The sequence below is a fragment of the Enterobacter cloacae complex sp. ECC445 genome, from assembly GCF_021892025.1.
Classification (GTDB): domain Bacteria; phylum Pseudomonadota; class Gammaproteobacteria; order Enterobacterales; family Enterobacteriaceae; genus Enterobacter; species Enterobacter chengduensis.
Window position 1 is genome coordinate 1 of sequence record NZ_JAKLRZ010000011.1, and the last position, 19,190, is coordinate 19,190.

The window sequence follows — 19,190 nt, forward strand, 5'->3', positions numbered from 1 at the left end:
GGCTCAGAGGCGGCAAGTATCGTTCGTTACGCCCATGTTCCTGTTTTCGTTATTCGTTAATTGCATGAAAGCAAGGTGATTTCTGAATGGAACCTGAGGAAGGAACGATGAAAACAGGAAAACCTGACCGTCCGTACTATCAACAAACCGTTGACGAAACCCTGTCGACTATCCACTCCACTCTGGAAGGGCTTAGCGGCACTGAGGCATCCGCCCGACTTCAGCAGCATGGAGAGAATGCGTTACCGCAAAAAGAGGGCAAGCCTGCCTGGCTGCGCTTCCTGGCACATTTTAACGATGTGTTGATTTACGTTCTGCTGGTGGCCGCGTTGCTTAAGCTCTTTATGGGCCACTGGGTAGACATGCTGGTGATCCTTGGGGTTGCGATCGTCAACGCGCTGATTGGCCATATTCAGGAGAGTAATGCTGAAAAATCGTTGCAGAGTATTCGCAATATGCTTTCCAGCGAAGCCGTGGTGGTAAGACAGGGGAATCATGAAACAATCCCCACCACGGCGCTGGTACCGGGTGATATCGTGGTGATCCGCGCCGGGGACCGCATCCCTGCGGACCTGCGCGTGATTGAAGCGCATAACCTGCGCGTGGAGGAGGCCATCCTCACCGGTGAATCCACCGTTGTTGAGAAAAACAGCGATGCGTTAAGCGGGGAACTGCCTCTGGGCGATCGCTACAATTTGCTCTATTCAGGGACCACCGTCAGCTCCGGCGGCGGTAAAGGCGTGGTGGTGGCGACCGGGGGCGAGACCGAGCTGGGCCACATCAACCAGATGATGTCCGACATTGAAAAGCACCGCACGCCGCTGATGGTGCAGATGGATAAGCTCGGTAAAACCATCTTCATTACCATTCTGGTGATGATGGTGGCGCTGTTTGTTTTTAGCCTTCTGTTCCGGGATATGCCCGTTTCTGAACTGGTGCTGTCGCTTATCAGCCTCGCCGTTGCTGCCGTGCCGGAAGGTCTGCCCGCCATCATCTCCATTATCCTTTCGCTTGGCGTACAGGCCATGGCGCGCCGCAAGGCCATTATTCGTAAGTTGCCTACGGTGGAAACCCTGGGCGCAATGACGGTCATCTGCTCGGATAAAACCGGCACCCTGACCATGAACGAAATGACGGTCAAGGCGGTGATTACCGCTGATACGATCTATCGCGTGGAGGGAGAAAGCTACGAGCCGGTCGGCAATATTCACCCCGTATATGATCCGACGCCCGTCAGCGTGACGCAGGGTTCCCTGCTGGAACGCTACCTGCGGACCATCGACCTCTGTAACGACAGTCAGCTGATCAAAGACGAGCAGGGACTGTGGAAAATAACCGGCGGCCCGACCGAAGGCGCGCTGAAGGTGCTGGCGGCGAAAATTCCGCTTCCCGCGCTGGATACCGAAATGCGCAGTAAAATCCCGTTTGATTCGCAGTATAAATACATGTCCACCCTGTACCGTCTGGGCGAAGAAGAGGTGATTTTACTCACCGGCGCGCCGGACGTCCTGTTCCGTCTCTGCCAGTACCAGCAGACGAATGACGGACTGCAGCCGTTCGATCAGCCATACTGGGAAGGGAAGATTGAAGAGTATGCTCGCGAGGGGCTGCGCATGGTGGCTGCGGCCTGGAAACCTGCCCGCGAGGGACAGCGTGAGCTGGATCACCCTGACCTGCAGGATGGCGTTATTCTGCTCGGTATCGCCGGGATGATGGATCCCCCGCGTCCGGAGGCCATTACCGCGATTGCCGACTGCCTGCAGGCCGGAATTCGCGTGAAAATGATCACCGGCGACCACCCGCAAACGGCGATGAGCATTGGGCAAATGTTGGGGATTGGTAACGCCGCAAGCGCAATCACCGGACGTGAGCTGGAGGCGATGGACGATCGTCAGCTGAGCGACGCCGCGCAACAGTACGATATTTTCGCCCGCACCAGCCCGGAGGATAAATTCCGCCTCGTGCAGGCCCTGCAAAGTAAACAGGAAGTGGTGGGCATGACCGGGGATGGCGTAAATGATGCCCCGGCGCTCAAGCGGGCGGATGTGGGGATCGCCATGGGGATTAAGGGGACTGAAGTCACCAAGGAAGCCGCGGACATGGTGTTAACGGATGACAACTTTGCCACCATTGCCAGTGCGGTGCACGAGGGGCGTAGGGTTTACGATAATCTGAAAAAGACCATCCTGTTCGTTATCCCCAGCAACATCGCCCAGGCCCTGCTGATCATCATCGCGCTGCTGGCGGGGAACCTCATCCCGCTGACGCCGGTCCTGATCCTGTGGATGAACATGGCGACGTCGGCAACGCTGTCGTTTGGCCTGGCGTTTGAAGCGGGTGAGAAGGACATCATGAACCGGCCACCGCGCAAGGCGAATTTGCATGTGATGGACGGCTATGCCATCTGGCGCGTGGTGTTTGTCGGCCTGATGATTGCCATCAGCGCCTTCGTGCTGGAAGCCTGGCTACAGCCGCGCGGTTACTCGGCGGAATTTATCCGTACCGTGCTGCTGCAAACCCTGGTGACCGCGCAGTGGTTCTACATGCTTAACTGCCGCGTTAACGATGGCTTCTCGCTGAGCAAAGGCCTGCTGGAGAATAAAGGGATTTGGATCGTGAGCGGCGTACTGCTGGCGCTACAACTTCTTATTATTTACGCGCCGTTCATGCAGATGCTGTTTGGCACCGAAGCGCTGCCGTTCCGCTACTGGGTCATTACCTTCCTGATTGGTTTTGTGATGTTCCTGATTGTCGAGGCGGAAAAGGTGCTGACGCGCAGGTGGCGCAAAAAACATTTCTGACCGCCTTTATTCAAAGTTATCTCAGGTTGAGTGCATGTAGATACATACTTTTGGGTGTGTATCTACTCGCGACCAGCAATATAGAGATAATACGTTTAATAAAACCCAGGTGGTAAGGAATATTGAGTGACACGAATATCAATAAAGCCGTTAGGTTTATGTATGACGCGACCGGTGTGTCACGACGTCGTGTCTGCGGGCTTACAGGTATGTTTCTGTCGACCTGCGGCTACAGAGCTCAGCGTCCGGCGATTGATGCGTATTTATCAGGCGCATCACTGAACTGACACTGGAGTGCAGGCCGCTGTATCTGGCAGTGACTGCGCCGTGAAGGGCTTGCAATGGAACGTCTGCCGTTGTTCGGACTGGCGGCGCCCAACCTGAGCTGGTCAATGAACTTCGTCATGGACGCGCTGGCCCCCAGTCGCTGGAGCAAGTGCCTGACCTGTGTGGACGACATCACGAAGGCGTATCTGACCATTATCATCGTATTCGGGATTTTGGGGGCGTTCAGGTGAGGCGTATTCCTGACGGTATTGCACTGTTTCGAAGCTATCCGGGGACGATGAAAACAGACCCGGGCCACCCGGTGAAGAGGCGTTCAGGATAAAATACCGCTTCGCAGATCGTAATAGCTCAGGCAGTATTCAAAACCCATCATCACTATGTTTTCCTCATCCGTCAGCGTAAATGTGCCGATGCGTTCCGGTTACGGCCAGCGGCCAAATTTTTACTGCCTTCCTTAGTCACCTGAAGAGTTGTCTCATCATCGGGCGATCCATTATTTTTGCGGACAAAGCCGGCGTACAGACGTATTACACTTTGTGCAGGAAACAGAAACGCTGTCTATACCCGTCAGCGGGCATTTGCTGACTGGATAGATGAAATCTTTAGTTGATATGCCTGTTACCGCCATCCGGAGCACATTAAAAGTCAGCAGTATTCAGGGAATCTGGCAGGACGGCTGGCTTTGCTTCGCGGATGCGTCCATTCCGGAACGGCGGCTTCACAAATAAAGAGCTGTACCCAAAAATTCAATTCTCCGTTTTAAAAGTAACGCCTCCGGCTAAGAACGCCAGCCGCATCCGGGGCCTCTTTTAACTGAAATGTCTGAGTAAAATATCTTTAAGGATGTGAAAAACGGTCCTGATGCGTTGCGGTACAAGGGTCTGATAGGGCCGGTAAAGATAAAGCTGCCAGGTTTCCAGTTTTAGTTCCGGTAAAACATTCACCAGCCAGCCGTCTTTGATATCTTCCCTGCAGGCCAGATTACTCGACTGGATCACTGCTTTACCGGCTAATGCAGCCTGAATCTCAGACTGGGAGTCGGTAGTCATAAATTCAAGATGTCGTGGTACAAAAGTATCGACGCCATCGAGCATATATTCGAATACTTTGCCGGTTTCAGGATTCAACAGGCCACTGAAAGGATAGCGCTGGCGCAGATCGTCGAAATTTTTTGGCGCATCCAGCCTCTCAATGAGCCCGGGTGATGCCATCAGCGCGTGATGAACAAGCGTAATGGGCCTGATAATAAAGTTTGGATTTGGCTCCCGCTCAATACGGTTCCAGAATGTCATCGCTTAAAGGGAAAGGATTAGGGTCAATCCCACACACGATACCAATCAGCGAAAGGCCACCTGGAGACGCTGACAGAGCCATTCCAGGTCAGTGGGAAGATGACTTGATTCAGGGCTCGAAAAACTCCTATATCATCACCCTCGTAGAACGTCATTCCCGTTTTGTTATGCTGCCGATTCATCTCTAACCGGTCCCGGCTCCACAGTCATCTCAGCGGTGTCAGTCCGGAGACCTTTGATAAGGCCACACCATGAGGACTGAATTTATCTATGTCCAACTATAGGGCAGGGTGGGCAGTCCATCTGGGGTATTTGAGAAACGGCAGCAATGCCGCCTCGCCTTCAAATAAAAGGACAAACACGGTTTCAAGAAGTTGTTATGAAAGGAGTAAAGGCCCCCATTGGAAGCCTTACTTGTTGATCCGGATCATGACTATTATCGGAGGCATACTGGTTTTACCGTTCAGTCAGTATTTGCCAAAGGAACTCTTCGATCATCGCATGGTAAAATGCGACCTGACTATTCTCTGGCGCGCTACCGTGGCCAGCCTCAGTTTCTTCATACAGCCAGACATTGCTATGGCCCTGCTGCTGCATTAGGGCCACCATTTCCCGCGCATGTGCCGGACTGACACGGTCGTCCTGAGTCCCTGTGGTAAACAGCACTGGTGGATAGCATTCAACGGGAGAAACTTTGTCGAAGGGTGAATATCTTTGCAGCCATTGTCTTTCTTCGACAACATACGGATCTCCATATTCAGCAATCCATGAGGGGCCCGCCAGCCAGCGATGATAATTGGTCATGTCCAGAAGCGGAACTTCACATACCAGCGCACCAAACTGTGTGGGATAGTCTGTCAGCATGTTGCCAATCAACAATCCTCCGTTGCTCCCCCCCTGTGCTGCCAGGCGGGTTACACAGGTCACCCCACGTATAATCAGATCATTAGCAACTGCCGCGAAATCTTCATAGGCGCGATATCGATACTGTTTTAGTGCCGCCTGGTGCCACTCCGGGCCGTATTCACCACCACCGCGAATATTGGCCACGACGTAAACTCCCCCTTTTTGCAACCATGTGCCCCCTTTAGAGCCCATATATTCGGGTGTTAAAGAGACTTCAAAACCTCCGTAACCATTCAACAGAGTGGGATGCTGGCCAGTGGGCGCAAGCTCTTTAGTGGCTATCTGAAAATAGGGAATACGGGTACCATCAAGCGATTTGGTAAAATGCTGAGTAACCTGAAAATCAGTTTTATCAAAACATTCTGGGGCTTGCTTCGCCACACGGAGCGTTTTGTTATCCAGATCGCCATAACTCAGGCAATAGGGCTGCAAAAAACCATAACTCACGAGTTGATAACGGTTGCTCTCCATATCAATACCTGAAGCAGAAATCGTCGTAAAGTCCGGTAATGCCAGCGTCTGGACGCAGGTCCACTGCCCCTTCTCTATTTTTAAAACGTCAACGATTCCAACCACATCCCGGATCAAGTTCAATAGAAGATAATCACGGGTCGAACTGTAACCCTGTAATGTAGTCTGTGAATCCGGCGTGAACAGGACGGTTAAGTCGCGCTGGCCTTGTTGAAATTCAATGAAATCTGTCACCAGCAAAGCCCCTGCCGGATAAGTTTTATCCGCTATTTTCCAGGTGCTGGTGAGTGTGATAAGCAGCCATTCATTAAAAAAATCGCAGGATGCATCCTCCGGGATATCGATGAATTCCAGTCTGCCCTGTAGAGTGAGCTGGTACGTGCGACTGCGATAAAAATCCTGACTGCAATGCACCAGTGTTTTTTCAAAACCCGGCGTATGATCATGCCAGCTCGAAACCATCATATCAGTAGTTTCGCCAGCATAAATCAGAGCGGCATCCCGGGCTGAAGTGCCACGCGTCCATCGACGAACACACCGCGGATAACCTGATGTGGTCAGCGTATTTCCCCCCGCATCCAGAGCCAGTAGTAAAGCGTTTACATCAAGCCAGGCAACTGAACTTTTACTCTCCGGAAGAAAGAAACCGTCCCTGATAAAGGTCTTGCTGAGCAGATCGAACTCTCGGATCTCGCAGGCATCGCCACCGCCAGATAAAAATACTAACGCCCGCGTGAAATCAGGATAAAGCAGATCAGCCCCACTGAAACTCCAGTTTGCGCCTTCATCTTTATTCAGACGATCTATATCAAGCACGGTTTCCCATTCTGGCTCTGCGCTCAGATACGATGTTTCATGGGTTCGTCGCCAGATGCCGCGAGGATGATGGTCATCCTGCCAGAAATTATAAATAGTATTGTGATAATGGGTACCCCAGGGAATGTTCGCCTGATCGTTTAAAGATGTCAGGATGAGCTGTTGCATCTGTTGAAAACGCCTGCTCTGGGTAAATTGCGCTATAGTTTTGTGATTTTGTGCTGCTACCCAGGATAGTGCTGCATCGCCAAGTGGTTGCTCAAGTTTACTGAGCAAATCATGAAAATGACTTTGCGTCATAACGATTCCTTTTATTGATAATTCAGGCCTATCAATTATTGAATGAGTTGAAGTCCAGTGATGTGAATAGCAATGCTACACAGCATCACAATTGATTTTGATAAAAAACCGTCTCGAAGTGGCGATATTTTAGACTATAAGTTCCCTAACGTTTTTTTTGTACGATTGACCTAAAAATACTTAATCGGCGAGAAATAAATAAAAGCGATTCTATACTAATTGTCCTTAAAAACTCACATGTAAAACTGCATAGAAAACACGAAAAATTAAAAATTATTCAGCAAAAAAAACAGGGTTATGATTAAAAATAAAAACCAAGGAAAATTTATTTTTAGAATATAGTTTGCCATCCCCCCCCACGAATCGTTAATATTTGATATGTGTTTATAAAAATTGTCATTAAAAATATTTACCACCAAAACCATTTCCAGAAGTCACACAAAATTACATATCTGTGGTTGTAAAGTGCTCGTGTTTTTTTAACCAATTGTTTATGGTATATTGAGCTTTCATCGTGTATGTTTGCGCTTTGTTAAGCTGGGTCATCGCTGTGCATCATTGATTACTTATTGACTGCATCAGTTTGTAGGAACATACATCCACCTCATTCGTTGAATTTATAAGGATATATTTATGAGAATTTTAGTTCTGGGGCTAGCCATTGTCATATCAGCTTCTTATTCTGCTATTGCGGACGTTAGTAACGATATTTCACAGCCGGGACGTTTTAGCGGAGACCTTGCCTTAGGTAGCTTAAGCGGTAAGACCAAGGAGCGTGTATACGACCCAGTTTCAGGTGGACATAAGAACAGCCAGCTCAACTGGAAATACAATAATGCTGCAATCATTAAAGGTTCTCTTGACTGGGATTTAATTCCCTGGCTATCGATAGGTGCCTCTGGCTGGACAACTATTGCTAGCCGTGGTGGTTATATGGACGATACTGACTGGATGGATGAGAGTAAAAAATCATGGACAGACCAGAGCAGACATCCTAATACACGTTTAAATTACGCAAATGAATTTGATTTGAACGTTAAAGGATGGTTGTTAAACGAACCTACCCATCGTTTTGGTATGATGGCCGGTTATCAGAAAAGCCGCTATAGCTTCAAAGCCACTGGAGGGTCCTTCAATTACACCGATGAAGATACAGGCCTGTCTGACGCTGGGACTTTCCCGGCCGGAACGACGGTTATCGGTTACAAACAACATTTTAAAATGCCATACATCGGCATTGTAGGTAGTTACCGTTATGAGCGTTTCGAGTTCGGCGGTAGCTTCAAATACAGTGGATGGGTGCGCGCAACTGATAACGATGAGCACTACCTCGGAGATACAACTTTCAGAACAAATATCAAGAACCAGAAGTTTTACTCTCTTGTTGGTAATGCAGGTTATTACTTAACGCCTGACGCAAAAATTTATCTGGAAGGGGCATGGAACCGAGCAACCAACAAAAAAGGAAGTTTGTCAGCTCATGATTATGGCTCAGGCGAAAAAAATAGCGCGGAGAACAGCGGTGGTATTGAAAGCTATAGCTTTATGACAACAGTCGGTCTGAAGTACTCTTTCTGAGTATACACAAGGCCCGGCTTGATATAAGGCTATCACTCAGTGTGAGTTCTTTCCCCAGCGTTAAAAACTGCACAGCCAATGTACCTCGTAAAAATTATGTAGTATCGTGGATTTGAGGGGCAAAGGAACGAAAACTCACGTTAAGCAATGATTTCTTCCTCAGCCAGTTTTTTTTAATGGCCGTAGATACCATTTATTCATATGTTCTATCAGCGTGGAGGAGTGTTTCGCTGTAACCGTCACGATCCATAATTTTTTTCACTAAGGGTTTAGCCTGGATATCAAACATTATTGTACGTTATGATTATTTTTGACTTTTTGACTCTCGCTGGTCTCAGTCGACGAAAGCTACCGAAAGTGAGTATCCGGTTTTCTTTCCAGATATAAACATCTGTCATATTGGTGTGTTCTCAGCTTAAGGGCAACAGGTGCGCCGAGAGGTATGTCAACCACCATACTTCACAGTTAAACAACTAAGTTAATGAAGCAACGTCAAATTTATCTTTGCGCATCACTGCCCATTTTCCAGCAGAGAGTGTTCTCATACCCAGTCTGTTAAGCATCTCGATTAGTGTCGGATATCCTATTTCCTCCTGTCATTCACGAGCATCAATAACGCCAGGTCTAAAACCTATATCCCGTATAGCCTGACTCTCAGTGTATTCGTAACGTAGTTAAGTTCGGTTGTTATATTCGTTTATTTTTTTCGATTATCGGGTGCGTAAATCAGGGCAGTATTCAGGTATTTCACACTGTATTAATTTACTAATTATCCATCAATTAGATTTATCAAGAAGAGGCTGCCCGCGACCGTCTGTAATGTTATCCCTCCATGAATTCCGTATGTTATTGATAACCGAATCAGGTAGCATCGCATAATCTAGGTCTTGGGCCAGCCAATGTCCGTTATGAAATGACCAGTCAAAAAAATTAAGGACTCCGCTTCCTCTGGCTGCATTTATTTGCTGCTTATGGATTAATATAAATGTTATAGCAGTTATTGGCCACGCGTTTTCACCTTTTTGATTTGTCAGATCCAGAGCTAATTGTTTTCCCCAGTTCGCTCCTTTCCCTGCAGCACTAAAAGACGATTGACTTGGATTGACAGTTTTACCATCAGCATTTATCATTCTAGTATAAGACATATTGTCAGGTTTTGCGTAACTATATTCGACAAAGCCGATGGCGCCACGAACACGCTGAACAAATACAGCAACGCCACTGTTTCCCTTACCTCCCATTCCGGTTGGCCAGTTAACGTTTGCTCCGGCTCCAATCTTTCTATTCCATTCAGGGTTAACTTTTGACAGATAACGAGTAAATATATATGTCGTACCTGAACCATCAGCCCGGCGAATAACTGCAATAGGAATGTCTGGCAAATTAAGGCCAGGGTTCAACCTTGTGATAGCTTTATCATTCCAGCGTCTTATGTTGCCAAGATAAATATCACCCAACACAGCTCCATCAAGAATCAGGTCTCCAGAAGAGATACCAGGAATATTAACGGCCACAACAACACCACCGATAACTGCGGGAAACTGGAAGAGCTGGAGCTTGTCAAGCTCTTCATCTTTCAGTGGAATATCTGTACCTGCAAAGTCAATTGTTCTGGCTTTTATTTGCCTGATGCCCCCAGAAGAACCAATTCCCTGGTAATTTACTCTTTTGCCGCTTATTATTCGATATTCAGCTGCCCATTTCTCATAAATGGGGACAGGGAATGTACCGCCCGCACCTGTCAGGCCACTTACTGCATGGGCTGGAATTAAAAAAAAAGAAAAAATAATAGTGGCGCTGGAGGTAAAGATATTGCGTGTGAAGCTCATATTTTACTCCAAATCAATTTTGATTCTTAACGAAAAAACCACTCAATGTCAATTTAGTGTCTGGTTGCGAGCTTTACATAATTACAAACTTACAAATTATGTGACATGGTTCAATATTTTATAATTTTATTCATTACTGGACTGACCCCACGCCCATAGACAAATTCTGTCCTCACGACGAGGCTTGTTCGAAGGCCTCCGGACTGACGCTGCCGGGTGACTGTGGCGCCGACCCGGTTGAAGAACACTTCAATGTAATCGAAGATATCCACCCGGGCCAGAACCCGGGTTTTGTATATTCTTTTCCTGATGCGTTATTTCTTCAGTGAACTGAAGAACGATTCGGCCACGCATTATCCTGGCAGTTGCCACGCCTGCTCATGCTCTGCGCCAGGTTATTGGCCCGGCAGAAGCGCAGCCAGTCGTCACTGTCGTACTGGCTGCCCTGATCGCAATGTGCGATTAACCTCGCCATCTGGTTTTCGACGCCAGACGGCCATCATCAGCGCGTCCAGCGCGAGCTCGCGAGAGAGAGTGGGCTTCCTCGATCAGGCAACCACGTTACGGGCGAAGATATGTTGGATAAATCGAACTTTTGCCGAGTAGTAAGATCAGATCCCGCATACCCTTATTACGTAAGCAATCCCGTAGCAAAGCAGAAGTTCAGAGTAACCAAGTGGCCCACCTACAGCAAAGCCCTTATCAACCGTGACTTCATGTCTGTCTGGCTGGATGACGGGGCTATTCAGCCCTGTGAATCACCATCGATCATGCAGAAACTTTAAGCCATTATTTGGGCTGACCTACACTGGGAGCATATAAATTGGCTGCTTCTTAAAACCCCAAACCCTTCGACTGGCTGGGAAAGGTGGATACAGAGACAGGGATAAAATAGCATACCTCCCGTGGTGTGATCTCCTGGTCTGGTTGACGGCGGGAAGATACAGGCCGGACGAAGTGTGCTGGGATAGTTGCCAACTGAGACTTAATTACAGGGCGTAGATTATACTCACTCGTGTTATTGGCCACCTCATTCTATAATGGGGGGCGTTATACGCGTACGGAGCACCTGATACCAGAGATATGTTCGACTGACGAAAAAAAACGAGAAATAAATTTAAATTACTACAATAGGATGAAAGTGTGATTATGACAGAAAAGAACAAGAATGAGCGTTCGACAGAAAGTTTCGTACGGATCTGTTTTGTTGTTAGTGTGATGGGAATTGGTTGGGTATTGGGTGTTTTAACTGGTCCGGATGCGTGGTACGCCAGCCTTGTTAAACCCTCATTTAACCCGCCTAATGCTGTATTCGCTCCCGTATGGACCGTACTTTATTTCATGATTGCGATGGCTGGTTGGCGAGTCTGGCTGCGCGCCAGAACGAGTTTCCCCATGTTGTTATGGGGAATGCAGATGTTGTTGAACTGGATGTGGTCTTCTGTATTTTTCCTAGCACATCAACCAGGGATTGCGCTGATTATTATCACGATGGCTTTGGTTTCAGTTCTCCTGTTTATTATCCTTGCCAAAAAATATGATAAATTAGCCTCTTGGCTTTTCGTCCCCTATGCTTTATGGCTTGTCTTTGCCACAATAGTGAATGCATCTATTGTCTGGTTAAATTAAAGCTGTGCTTATAATTTACTACGGACTGGTAGTTTAATCTGGTTAATATTAACTTCACTTCATGGTCAGGTATATCAATAGCATGTGTATAATCCTGGCCATGAACATAACGATCGATGCGAGCATCATCCTCAGAACCGCACTGACCGGGTGGGTTAAATTTATTTACCGTGCGGTAACTTTATATAAAACAGCAGCTATCTGGCGAGTTTACCTTTCCTTTCGCCGATATAGCGCCCGGTCAATATTATGCGGTTTTTCTGAAGAGAATATCAGTTGTAAAACATTAAACAGGAACAATGTAATGCGTTGAAATCAGGGTGTATCATCAATAATAGATGCTTACATCCGTCAAGGATATTACTGGAAGGTGACAAAAAATGTTGTTTGTTGTTTCTTTATTGTTGGTGATTTGTTTGTGATATAGGCGTTTACAGTACTTTTTTAATTTATACAATAAAAGCACTCTTCTGCATAAAAGTACTGCTAAGATTTTTCTTAACGAGTAATACTTAGATGGGAAATTAACCTTTTAAATACTCACAATGACGTGGCACAGGATGTTGTTCATCCATCATCAACGTATCTACTCGTGAGCGATTAACTGTTTATTCAGTTTATATTGTTTAATTCTGACAGAGAAGGTAATAAAATGATGTTGAAACGATACACATTGGCATGTGCCACTTTGCTGCTTCCTGGTTTAGCTTTTGCTTCGGGTAACACTATTACATTTCAGGGCGAAGTGGCGGCTCAAACCTGTTCGATATCAGTAAACGGGAATGATGCATCACCGGTTGTTTTGTTGCCGACTGTAGGTACCGCTCAGCTTAATGAAGCTGGAAAGGTTGCGGGCGCGACGACTTTTGATATTGGCGTTACGGGGTGTACCGCAAGCGATGACGGAATGAGTTTCTCAACTGTCTTTGTCGGTAATCAGGTAACCAAAGCAGGTAATTTAGGTAATACGGGGACTGCCCAGAATGTTGAATTGCAAATTCTTGATACTAAAGGCATAGAGATTGATTTTACGAACGGTTTCACTGGAAACCGGGATTTGGTTCTTGCATCGGGACAAACCAGCACGAACTCAACTTATACTGCGCAGTATTTTGCAACAGGGGCCGCAGTACCCGGCAGCGTAATGTCAACGATGCAGTACGCAATTTCTTACCAGTAAATTACAGGGGCCTGATTGAGGGCCCTTTCTCCTTGACGATCAATACCCCTGAACAGGGAGCAAGCTAAGTTTGATTGTGCGGCAGTTTTTTCAACACTGACTTATAATCATCGTACCCAGAAAACTATTTTCCTCTTGTCAGAACAGGGTATGAGTATGATTGCATCAAAGCCATCGTATTTTCTGCGTTGCCTTACTCTCGCTCTCCTTGCGTTAATGGTGAGCGTGTCCAGCTGGGCCAATGTGACCATGACCGGAACACGTATTATTTATCGTAGTGATGTACGCTCCGTTGATGTCAATCTGGCAAACAATGGAAATATCCCTTTTGTAGTACAAACCTGGTTTGACGCTGGAAACATCAACGATGGCCCGGAAAGTAAAACAAATGTCCCCTTTGTCGCAACTCCTGCCTCATTTCGTATCCAGGCCCGGGCCGGGCAGGTTGTGCGCGTCTCTCACACCGCTTTGCGTCGTCTACCCGAAGACCGTGAATCCGTTTTTTACTTTAATTTCCAGCAAATCCCACCGTCTAATGCCGGTGGTTCTGCCGCTGAGGGCAGAAATAAAATGTTGGTGGTTTTACGTAACAGGGTAAAATTATTTTATCGTCCTTCACGGATAGGTAGTCCTCCCGCGAATGTCATTTCAACTATTAAAGCCTCTACTGCGAGAGAGGGTAATCGCATCGGTGTGACACTTACCAATACTTTACCTTTCTATCTCAATTTAACGCGCATACAGCTAAACGGAGCCAGTGGCTTGAAGCTGACCGCTGGAGATATGGTAACACCGTATGGTAGCCGCACTTTTTGGTTTACTCGCGCCGCGAATTCGGGGAATAACACGATTTCGCTGACCGTTATCAACGATCAGGGAGCTGGCATCAGTGGTGACATACCGTTATAGACGGTCCGTTTGCCCTCTTAAAAAGGCCGCTTTCTTGTTAATTCTGGGTACTGGAAGTTATGTTCCGCTTTCACTGGCAAAGGACTACTACTTCGACCCGGAATTATTAAAAGGAGCATCATACGGGCAGGATTTGGCCAGGTTTAACCAGACGCAACCCGCTGCCGAGCCGGGAAAACATGTACTGGATGTCTTCGTTAATGGTCAGCTTGTTGCAACGGGCCAAACCATCATGTTCCATGCGGAGGAAAGCGGCGAGATTTCAGCTTGCCTGTCCCCGGATCTTATGCAAAAAACGGCTATTCGCGTTCAGTCACGAAAAGAACGTAAATATCCTGATTGTTTATTGCTTTCGGAAACAGGCCAAGCCGTCACTGAAGCGCTGGATATGACGACTCTGCGTCTCGATCTTCGTGTACCACAACAGGCTCTAGTGCATATGCCGCGTGGTTATATTCCCGTGTCTGAATGGGTCAGCGGCGTACCGGTAATGTATTTACGTCATAACACCAACTTTACCCGAACTGATGATACTCGTAATGACTTTAGCTATAACTATCTCTGGAGTGCCGTAAACGCAGGGACAAACCTGGGTCTTTGGCAGGTACGTCATCAGGGTAATTTACGGTATTACGAAAGCGATGTAGCTGGCAGTGAATATAAATACAATTCAGTACGCTCCTGGATTGAGCGTCCTCTTCCCGGGATCGATAGCGTGCTGGCAATTGGAGAAAGCTATACCAGTAACAGTCTGTTTGGCAGTTTATCTTTTAACGGGATTAAATTAGCGACGGATACGCGAATGTGGCCCCAGAGCAGGAGGGGCTTTGCGCCCGAAGTACGCGGGGTTGCGGCAACCTCGGCACATGTTGTAATACGGCAGCTAGGACAAATTATTTATGAGACAGACGTACCGCCCGGTGCGTTTGTGATCCGTGACTTGTATAACACGCGCGACCAGGGCGATCTTAGTGTCACGGTCAATGAAGCTACGGGGCGGGTTTCATCCTTTACCGTCCCTTATACCTCCGTCCCTGACTCCATGCGCCCCGGCAATTGGCAGTATGAACTTGCTGCCGGGAAAGTCAGGGATTTCTCCTCCGTTGATAATCAGTTTGTTGAAGGTGTTATACAGCGCGGGATAAGTAATACGCTTACTTTGAACAGTGGCGTGCGTGTCGCGGATGATTATTTTGCTGGCCTTATCGGAACGGTTGTTAGCACCCGGGTGGGGGCATTCGGATTAAATGCCACCTGGTCTCGCGCAGAAATAATCGATCAAAGCGAAACAGGATGGCGCAGTGAGTTAAGCTACAGCCGAAACTTTAATACCGGAACCAGTATTGTCCTGGCGGCCTGGCGCTACTCCACGGACGGCTTTCGTGACCTGCAGGATGTACTCGGCCAACGTCGTCAATACCAGAACAGCGTGGAGTACTGGTCTGACAGTTTAAATCAGAAGAATCGTTTTTCTGCTTCGGTTAATCAATCGATGAATAGCTGGGGTATGCTTAACTTCACTGCCAGTACCAGCGATTACTACCATGATTCATCGCGGGTAACGCAACTACAGCTGGGATACAGCAATAGCTGGAAAAGTATTGGGTACAATCTCAATGTTGCACGTCAGCGTACTGTCATGGACAGGGGGCGTTTTTTCAATAGCGTTAAAGATGCAGACTTTGATACGACAGGAGAACAGCGAGTCACTGAGACGCTCTTCTCGTTTGGGGTCTCGATCCCGTTTGATTTTGGTAAAACAAAAGCCATCGCCTCGCTGGACATGACACGCACCGGTGATTCCCGTTCCGGAATACTCAATATTGCGGGGACGACAGGTGACGACAATCCGCTAAGCTGGTCAGGATATACGGGACTGGAAAATTATCAAAACAGCCATACTGCCACGACTGCTGGAGGCAGTCTTCAGCAAAATACGTCGCTGGGTTCACTACGCGCGTCAGCCAGTACCGGGGAAGGTTACCGACAATATGGTGTTGGTACTTCCGGTACATTGCTTCTGCATCAGGGGGGAGTCACGGCAGGGCCTTATGCGAGCGATACCTTCGCACTCATAAATGCGCCAGGTGCGAGGGGGGCGAAAATCCGCAATGGACAGGGAGCGCAAATCAATCGGTTTGGCTACGCGATTCTCCCGTCCTTGACGCCCTATCAGTATAACACCATAACGCTGGACTCTAGCCAGATGGATGAAGACACAGAATTGTTGGGAGGCAGTGAAAAAGTCGTCCCTTACGCTGGCGCGGTGGCGAAAGTTACGTTTGCCACGCTGCGAGGGCAAGCAGTTTTAATCACCACCCATTTACCAAAGGGGGAGTATCCCCCAATGGGGGCTGATGTGGTTGATGTCAGCGGAGATAGCAAGGGAATGGTTGGCCAGGGAGGGCAGATTTATGCGCGAATTGATGAGCAGAGCGGGATTCTGGTCGTTAAATGGGGAGAATCTATGAATGAACAGTGTGAGGTGCATTACGTCTTACCTTCACGTTCCGGCGAGCGCTTTATCCATTTAAATCAACCCTGTGTTCCACGGGGAGACAGATGAGCATGGGTATTTTAAAGATTTCAGGAGTGCTGGCGCTATTGCTAATGTGCCAGATGTCCTGGGCAGTATGTAGCCGCGTCACGAGTAACAGCACGCTTTCTCAGGCCGCGATAAACGCCGGATATACGGCGACAAGCTGGACCGGGGCCTGTGATACATGCAACGGCAGAAATATTGGTATTCCCGGAGTTATCAGCTTGAGCAGCGGAACATTTCAGCCTTCAGGCACATTGCTCGCCAGTTCATCTATTAGCTTTCTGAACCAGGGGGCAACAACGGCCTATACTGCAAATCAGATCTTGTTTCGCTGTAACGTGGCCGATGCCGATAGTTTATATGAAATGTATGCCACGAACGGAGACAATACCTGGACAGGAATGTATGCAGCGAGCGAAGTGGAGGGGGCTTACTATAGCTATGTGCGTAACGTTGCCGTCCGGCTCACTAACCTGAAAACAGGGGCTTACTTTTCGCGTTTCTGGCAAGGAAGGAAGCTTTCTGAAGAAGACTGGTTCTCCGACGGCACCTATATTTATATACCAGCCAGTGCGTTTAGTGACGTCATGATGGAAATTTTTCGTATCGACAGCACAACTTATTTCAGTAACGCCTCCAATCGATACACCTATATGTATTCGCAACCTCATGGTTACACTGCTTTTAAAGGCCCTGGGCTGAGCGCCAACGTCACGGAGGGGGCCGACTCCGCCTCAAACTACAATGGTTGGTACAACGCTTGGCCGGGAGCGTGGAGCCTGTATAGCACCGGTGTGACGTTTGTTCGCGGCGCGACCTGTCGGGTGAGTGATTTCCCTAATGTGGTGGCTCTCCCCACCATTACGGCAGCGCAGTTGAGCCAGGGGGGATCCAGTCAGGCGGGATTTAACGTCACCATTGAATGCGAAACCGGCGCGTTGTCCAGTACCAGTCAGTCAACAACCAGCGCGGCAAACGTCGCAATGGGATTTTTAGTGAATCAGCCTGGCGCGGTAGCCGCGGCCAGGTCGCTAGGGTTGATCACCTCCGGAGGAGGATTAACCTGGCTGCTGGATAACCATTATGGTGCTGGTGCAGGTGAGGCCTCCGGAGTGGGGATTCGTATTTATATGGGCAGCGGCAGCGCGTTAAATCTGTTGCCGGACCTCACCTCTTATGGCACGGGCAACCCTCGGGGATGGTATGCATTCAGAGATTTAACGACCCTTGTGTCGAGTGGCAATACGGACATCTACACGGGAAGTTTTACTGCGTCGCTTGAAGCTCTGGGCCAGCAACCAGTTACGCCAGGTACGGTGAATGCGCAATTGCAGATTATGGTCAGCTTTCAATAGAGGGAAAGAAATGAAGTTTTTACCCGCCTTGTTGATTATGTTTACGTTTCTGCCCGTTGCTCGGGCGGTGGTTAACGTTGAGGGAACCAGGGTAATTATTCATCAGGGCGAACTTTCGGCATCGCTCACACTCTCTAATTCAGAGGAACAGCCCACGATGGTCCAAATCTGGAGTGATAATGGCGATCCCCTCACGCCGCCTGAAAAAACGACCACGCCGCTTATTGCTGTTCCTCCGGTATTTAGTATGAAACCAGGTGAAGTTCGTGTGGTGCAACTTATGCTGACGTCTACAGGAACTTTATCGAAAGATAAAGAGTCACTATTCTGGCTGAATATTTACCAAATCCCACCTAATACCGCTGCTGTATCTGGGGTCAGGCAAGTAGTGTTGCCACTGCGTCTGAGGATGAAAGTCTTTATTCGTCCGGAAGGGGTAGATGATCCGGTAGAGCAAGATGGTAATAAACTTCGCTTTATTTTACAGTCAACCCAAAATGGAGAACGAATGTTAGTCACAAATCCCACGCCGTGGCATATGACTTTGACAAATATGAGTTTTATGAGGTCTGGCCTCGGAGGCGTAATGGTGGCACCGGCGTCGAGTGTTAACATTCCTGTTGAACCAGGAAAGGGAACGCGACCGTTCAAGTACGAACTTATTAACGACCTGGGCACCCGCTGGGTGTACAGTGTGAGATAGCAAATAACTCACACTTAATGATACAGTCCACTGTGCTGAAGATAGCTAATTATTGCATATATCCTCCCGTTCTCGTGTGGTCACAATATATTTGATAATTAATACTGTGCGCAAAGCGCGCAACTATGATAAACAAAGATCAGCGTAAATGAGTCTCAACTGAGTATTGTTTTTTAGTCCGGAAGCCCAAGACCCTTTAATCCCATTTGCTTAATGACTCGCAAGTTTTGCTCGTGAAAACGGGTATCATTCTGGTCTTTTTCCTGCCGTCTGTCGGCTTTCTCAACCAGGTAGCAGGTATCTTTACTTATACCTTTTGCCTCACAGTTTTTTAATCGTTCTTCTTCTGTTGTCATCATTGAACATCCTGCCAGTAAAAAAATAAACCCAACCGAAAAAAGTGATAAACCTTTCATTTTCTTCCTTAAAATAAACGAGGTTGTCTAAGGGGAAATACACGGTGTGGAATCCTACAGCGTATACCTGAGAGAATTATTCACTTTGTTGATGTACAGTCAATGTCATAATGCTGGTTCGTTTAATAATTATTAATATTTATAGTGTTTTTTTTGAGAGTAAAGTGGGAACTAA

11 protein-coding genes and 5 pseudogenes are annotated in these 19,190 nt (G+C 47.8%); 11 read left to right on the plus strand and 5 right to left on the minus strand.

Annotated features, from left to right (window positions below; translation table 11 throughout):
• Positions 1-107: 107 nt before the first annotated feature.
• Positions 108-2,801 carry a cation-transporting P-type ATPase gene (locus tag L6R44_RS11435; RefSeq protein WP_046889213.1) on the plus strand — a complete coding sequence of 898 codons (2,694 nt, stop codon included), beginning with the start codon at positions 108-110 and terminating at the stop codon, positions 2,799-2,801.
• 119 nt (positions 2,802-2,920) lie between these two features.
• A pseudogene (locus L6R44_RS11440) lies at positions 2,921-3,384 on the plus strand (IS3 family transposase); the annotation flags it as partial.
• A 514-nt stretch (positions 3,385-3,898) separates the two neighbouring features.
• Here L6R44_RS11440 and L6R44_RS11445 read toward each other — a convergent pair.
• A pseudogene (locus tag L6R44_RS11445) lies at positions 3,899-4,366 on the minus strand (LysR substrate-binding domain-containing protein); the annotation flags it as partial.
• 41 nt (positions 4,367-4,407) lie between these two features.
• Between L6R44_RS11445 and L6R44_RS11450 the strand changes: the two are divergent.
• Positions 4,408-4,554: pseudogene (locus tag L6R44_RS11450) on the plus strand (IS30 family transposase); the annotation flags it as partial.
• A gap of 283 nt (positions 4,555-4,837) precedes the next feature.
• On the opposite strand, the gene L6R44_RS11455 reads toward L6R44_RS11450, so the two are convergent.
• Entirely contained in the window at positions 4,838-6,874 is a 2,037-nt protein-coding gene (locus L6R44_RS11455; protein ID WP_237424289.1) for a prolyl oligopeptidase family serine peptidase, read from the minus strand.
• 633 nt (positions 6,875-7,507) lie between these two features.
• On the opposite strand from L6R44_RS11455, the gene L6R44_RS11460 reads away from it, so the two are divergent.
• Entirely contained in the window at positions 7,508-8,452 is a 945-nt protein-coding gene (locus L6R44_RS11460) for an omptin family outer membrane protease (RefSeq protein ID WP_046889214.1), read from the plus strand.
• Positions 8,453-9,228: 776 nt separating this feature from the next.
• Here the strand turns inward: L6R44_RS11460 and pstS are convergent.
• Positions 9,229-10,281 carry a phosphate ABC transporter substrate-binding protein PstS gene (gene pstS / locus L6R44_RS11465; RefSeq protein ID WP_046889215.1) on the minus strand — a complete coding sequence of 351 codons (1,053 nt, stop codon included), beginning with the start codon at positions 10,279-10,281 and terminating at the stop codon, positions 9,229-9,231.
• A 172-nt stretch (positions 10,282-10,453) separates the two neighbouring features.
• Positions 10,454-10,856, minus strand: a pseudogene (locus L6R44_RS11470) (DDE-type integrase/transposase/recombinase); the annotation flags it as partial.
• A 66-nt stretch (positions 10,857-10,922) separates the two neighbouring features.
• Here L6R44_RS11470 and L6R44_RS11475 point away from each other — a divergent pair.
• From L6R44_RS11475 to L6R44_RS11505, 7 genes and pseudogenes are all read left to right on the plus strand, one after another.
• Positions 10,923-11,030, plus strand: a pseudogene (locus L6R44_RS11475) (IS5/IS1182 family transposase); the annotation flags it as partial.
• A 400-nt stretch (positions 11,031-11,430) separates the two neighbouring features.
• Positions 11,431-11,910, plus strand: coding sequence for a TspO/MBR family protein (locus L6R44_RS11480; protein WP_237424372.1), 480 nt, complete (start codon positions 11,431-11,433; stop codon positions 11,908-11,910).
• Positions 11,911-12,562: 652 nt separating this feature from the next.
• Positions 12,563-13,090 carry a fimbrial protein gene (locus L6R44_RS11485; RefSeq protein ID WP_046889218.1) on the plus strand — a complete coding sequence of 176 codons (528 nt, stop codon included), beginning with the start codon at positions 12,563-12,565 and terminating at the stop codon, positions 13,088-13,090.
• Between the two features lie 156 nt (positions 13,091-13,246).
• On the plus strand, positions 13,247-13,999 hold the full coding sequence (locus L6R44_RS11490; protein WP_050871311.1) for a fimbria/pilus periplasmic chaperone: 753 nt from the start codon (positions 13,247-13,249) through the stop codon (positions 13,997-13,999).
• 34 nt (positions 14,000-14,033) lie between these two features.
• Positions 14,034-16,565 (plus strand): fimbrial outer membrane usher protein, encoded by a 2,532-nt coding sequence (locus L6R44_RS11495; RefSeq protein ID WP_237424290.1) that lies wholly within the window; start codon positions 14,034-14,036, stop codon positions 16,563-16,565.
• Between the two features lie 2 nt (positions 16,566-16,567).
• Positions 16,568-17,896 (plus strand): fimbrial usher protein StbD, encoded by a 1,329-nt coding sequence (gene stbD, locus L6R44_RS11500; protein WP_046889260.1) that lies wholly within the window; start codon positions 16,568-16,570, stop codon positions 17,894-17,896.
• 10 nt (positions 17,897-17,906) lie between these two features.
• Complete coding sequence (locus L6R44_RS11505) at positions 17,907-18,599, plus strand: fimbria/pilus periplasmic chaperone (RefSeq protein WP_050871310.1); 693 nt, start codon at positions 17,907-17,909, stop codon at positions 18,597-18,599.
• A gap of 173 nt (positions 18,600-18,772) precedes the next feature.
• On the opposite strand, the gene L6R44_RS11510 is transcribed toward L6R44_RS11505, so the two are convergent.
• Complete coding sequence (locus L6R44_RS11510; RefSeq protein ID WP_237424291.1) at positions 18,773-19,015, minus strand: hypothetical protein; 243 nt, start codon at positions 19,013-19,015, stop codon at positions 18,773-18,775.
• Positions 19,016-19,190 lie beyond the last annotated feature (175 nt).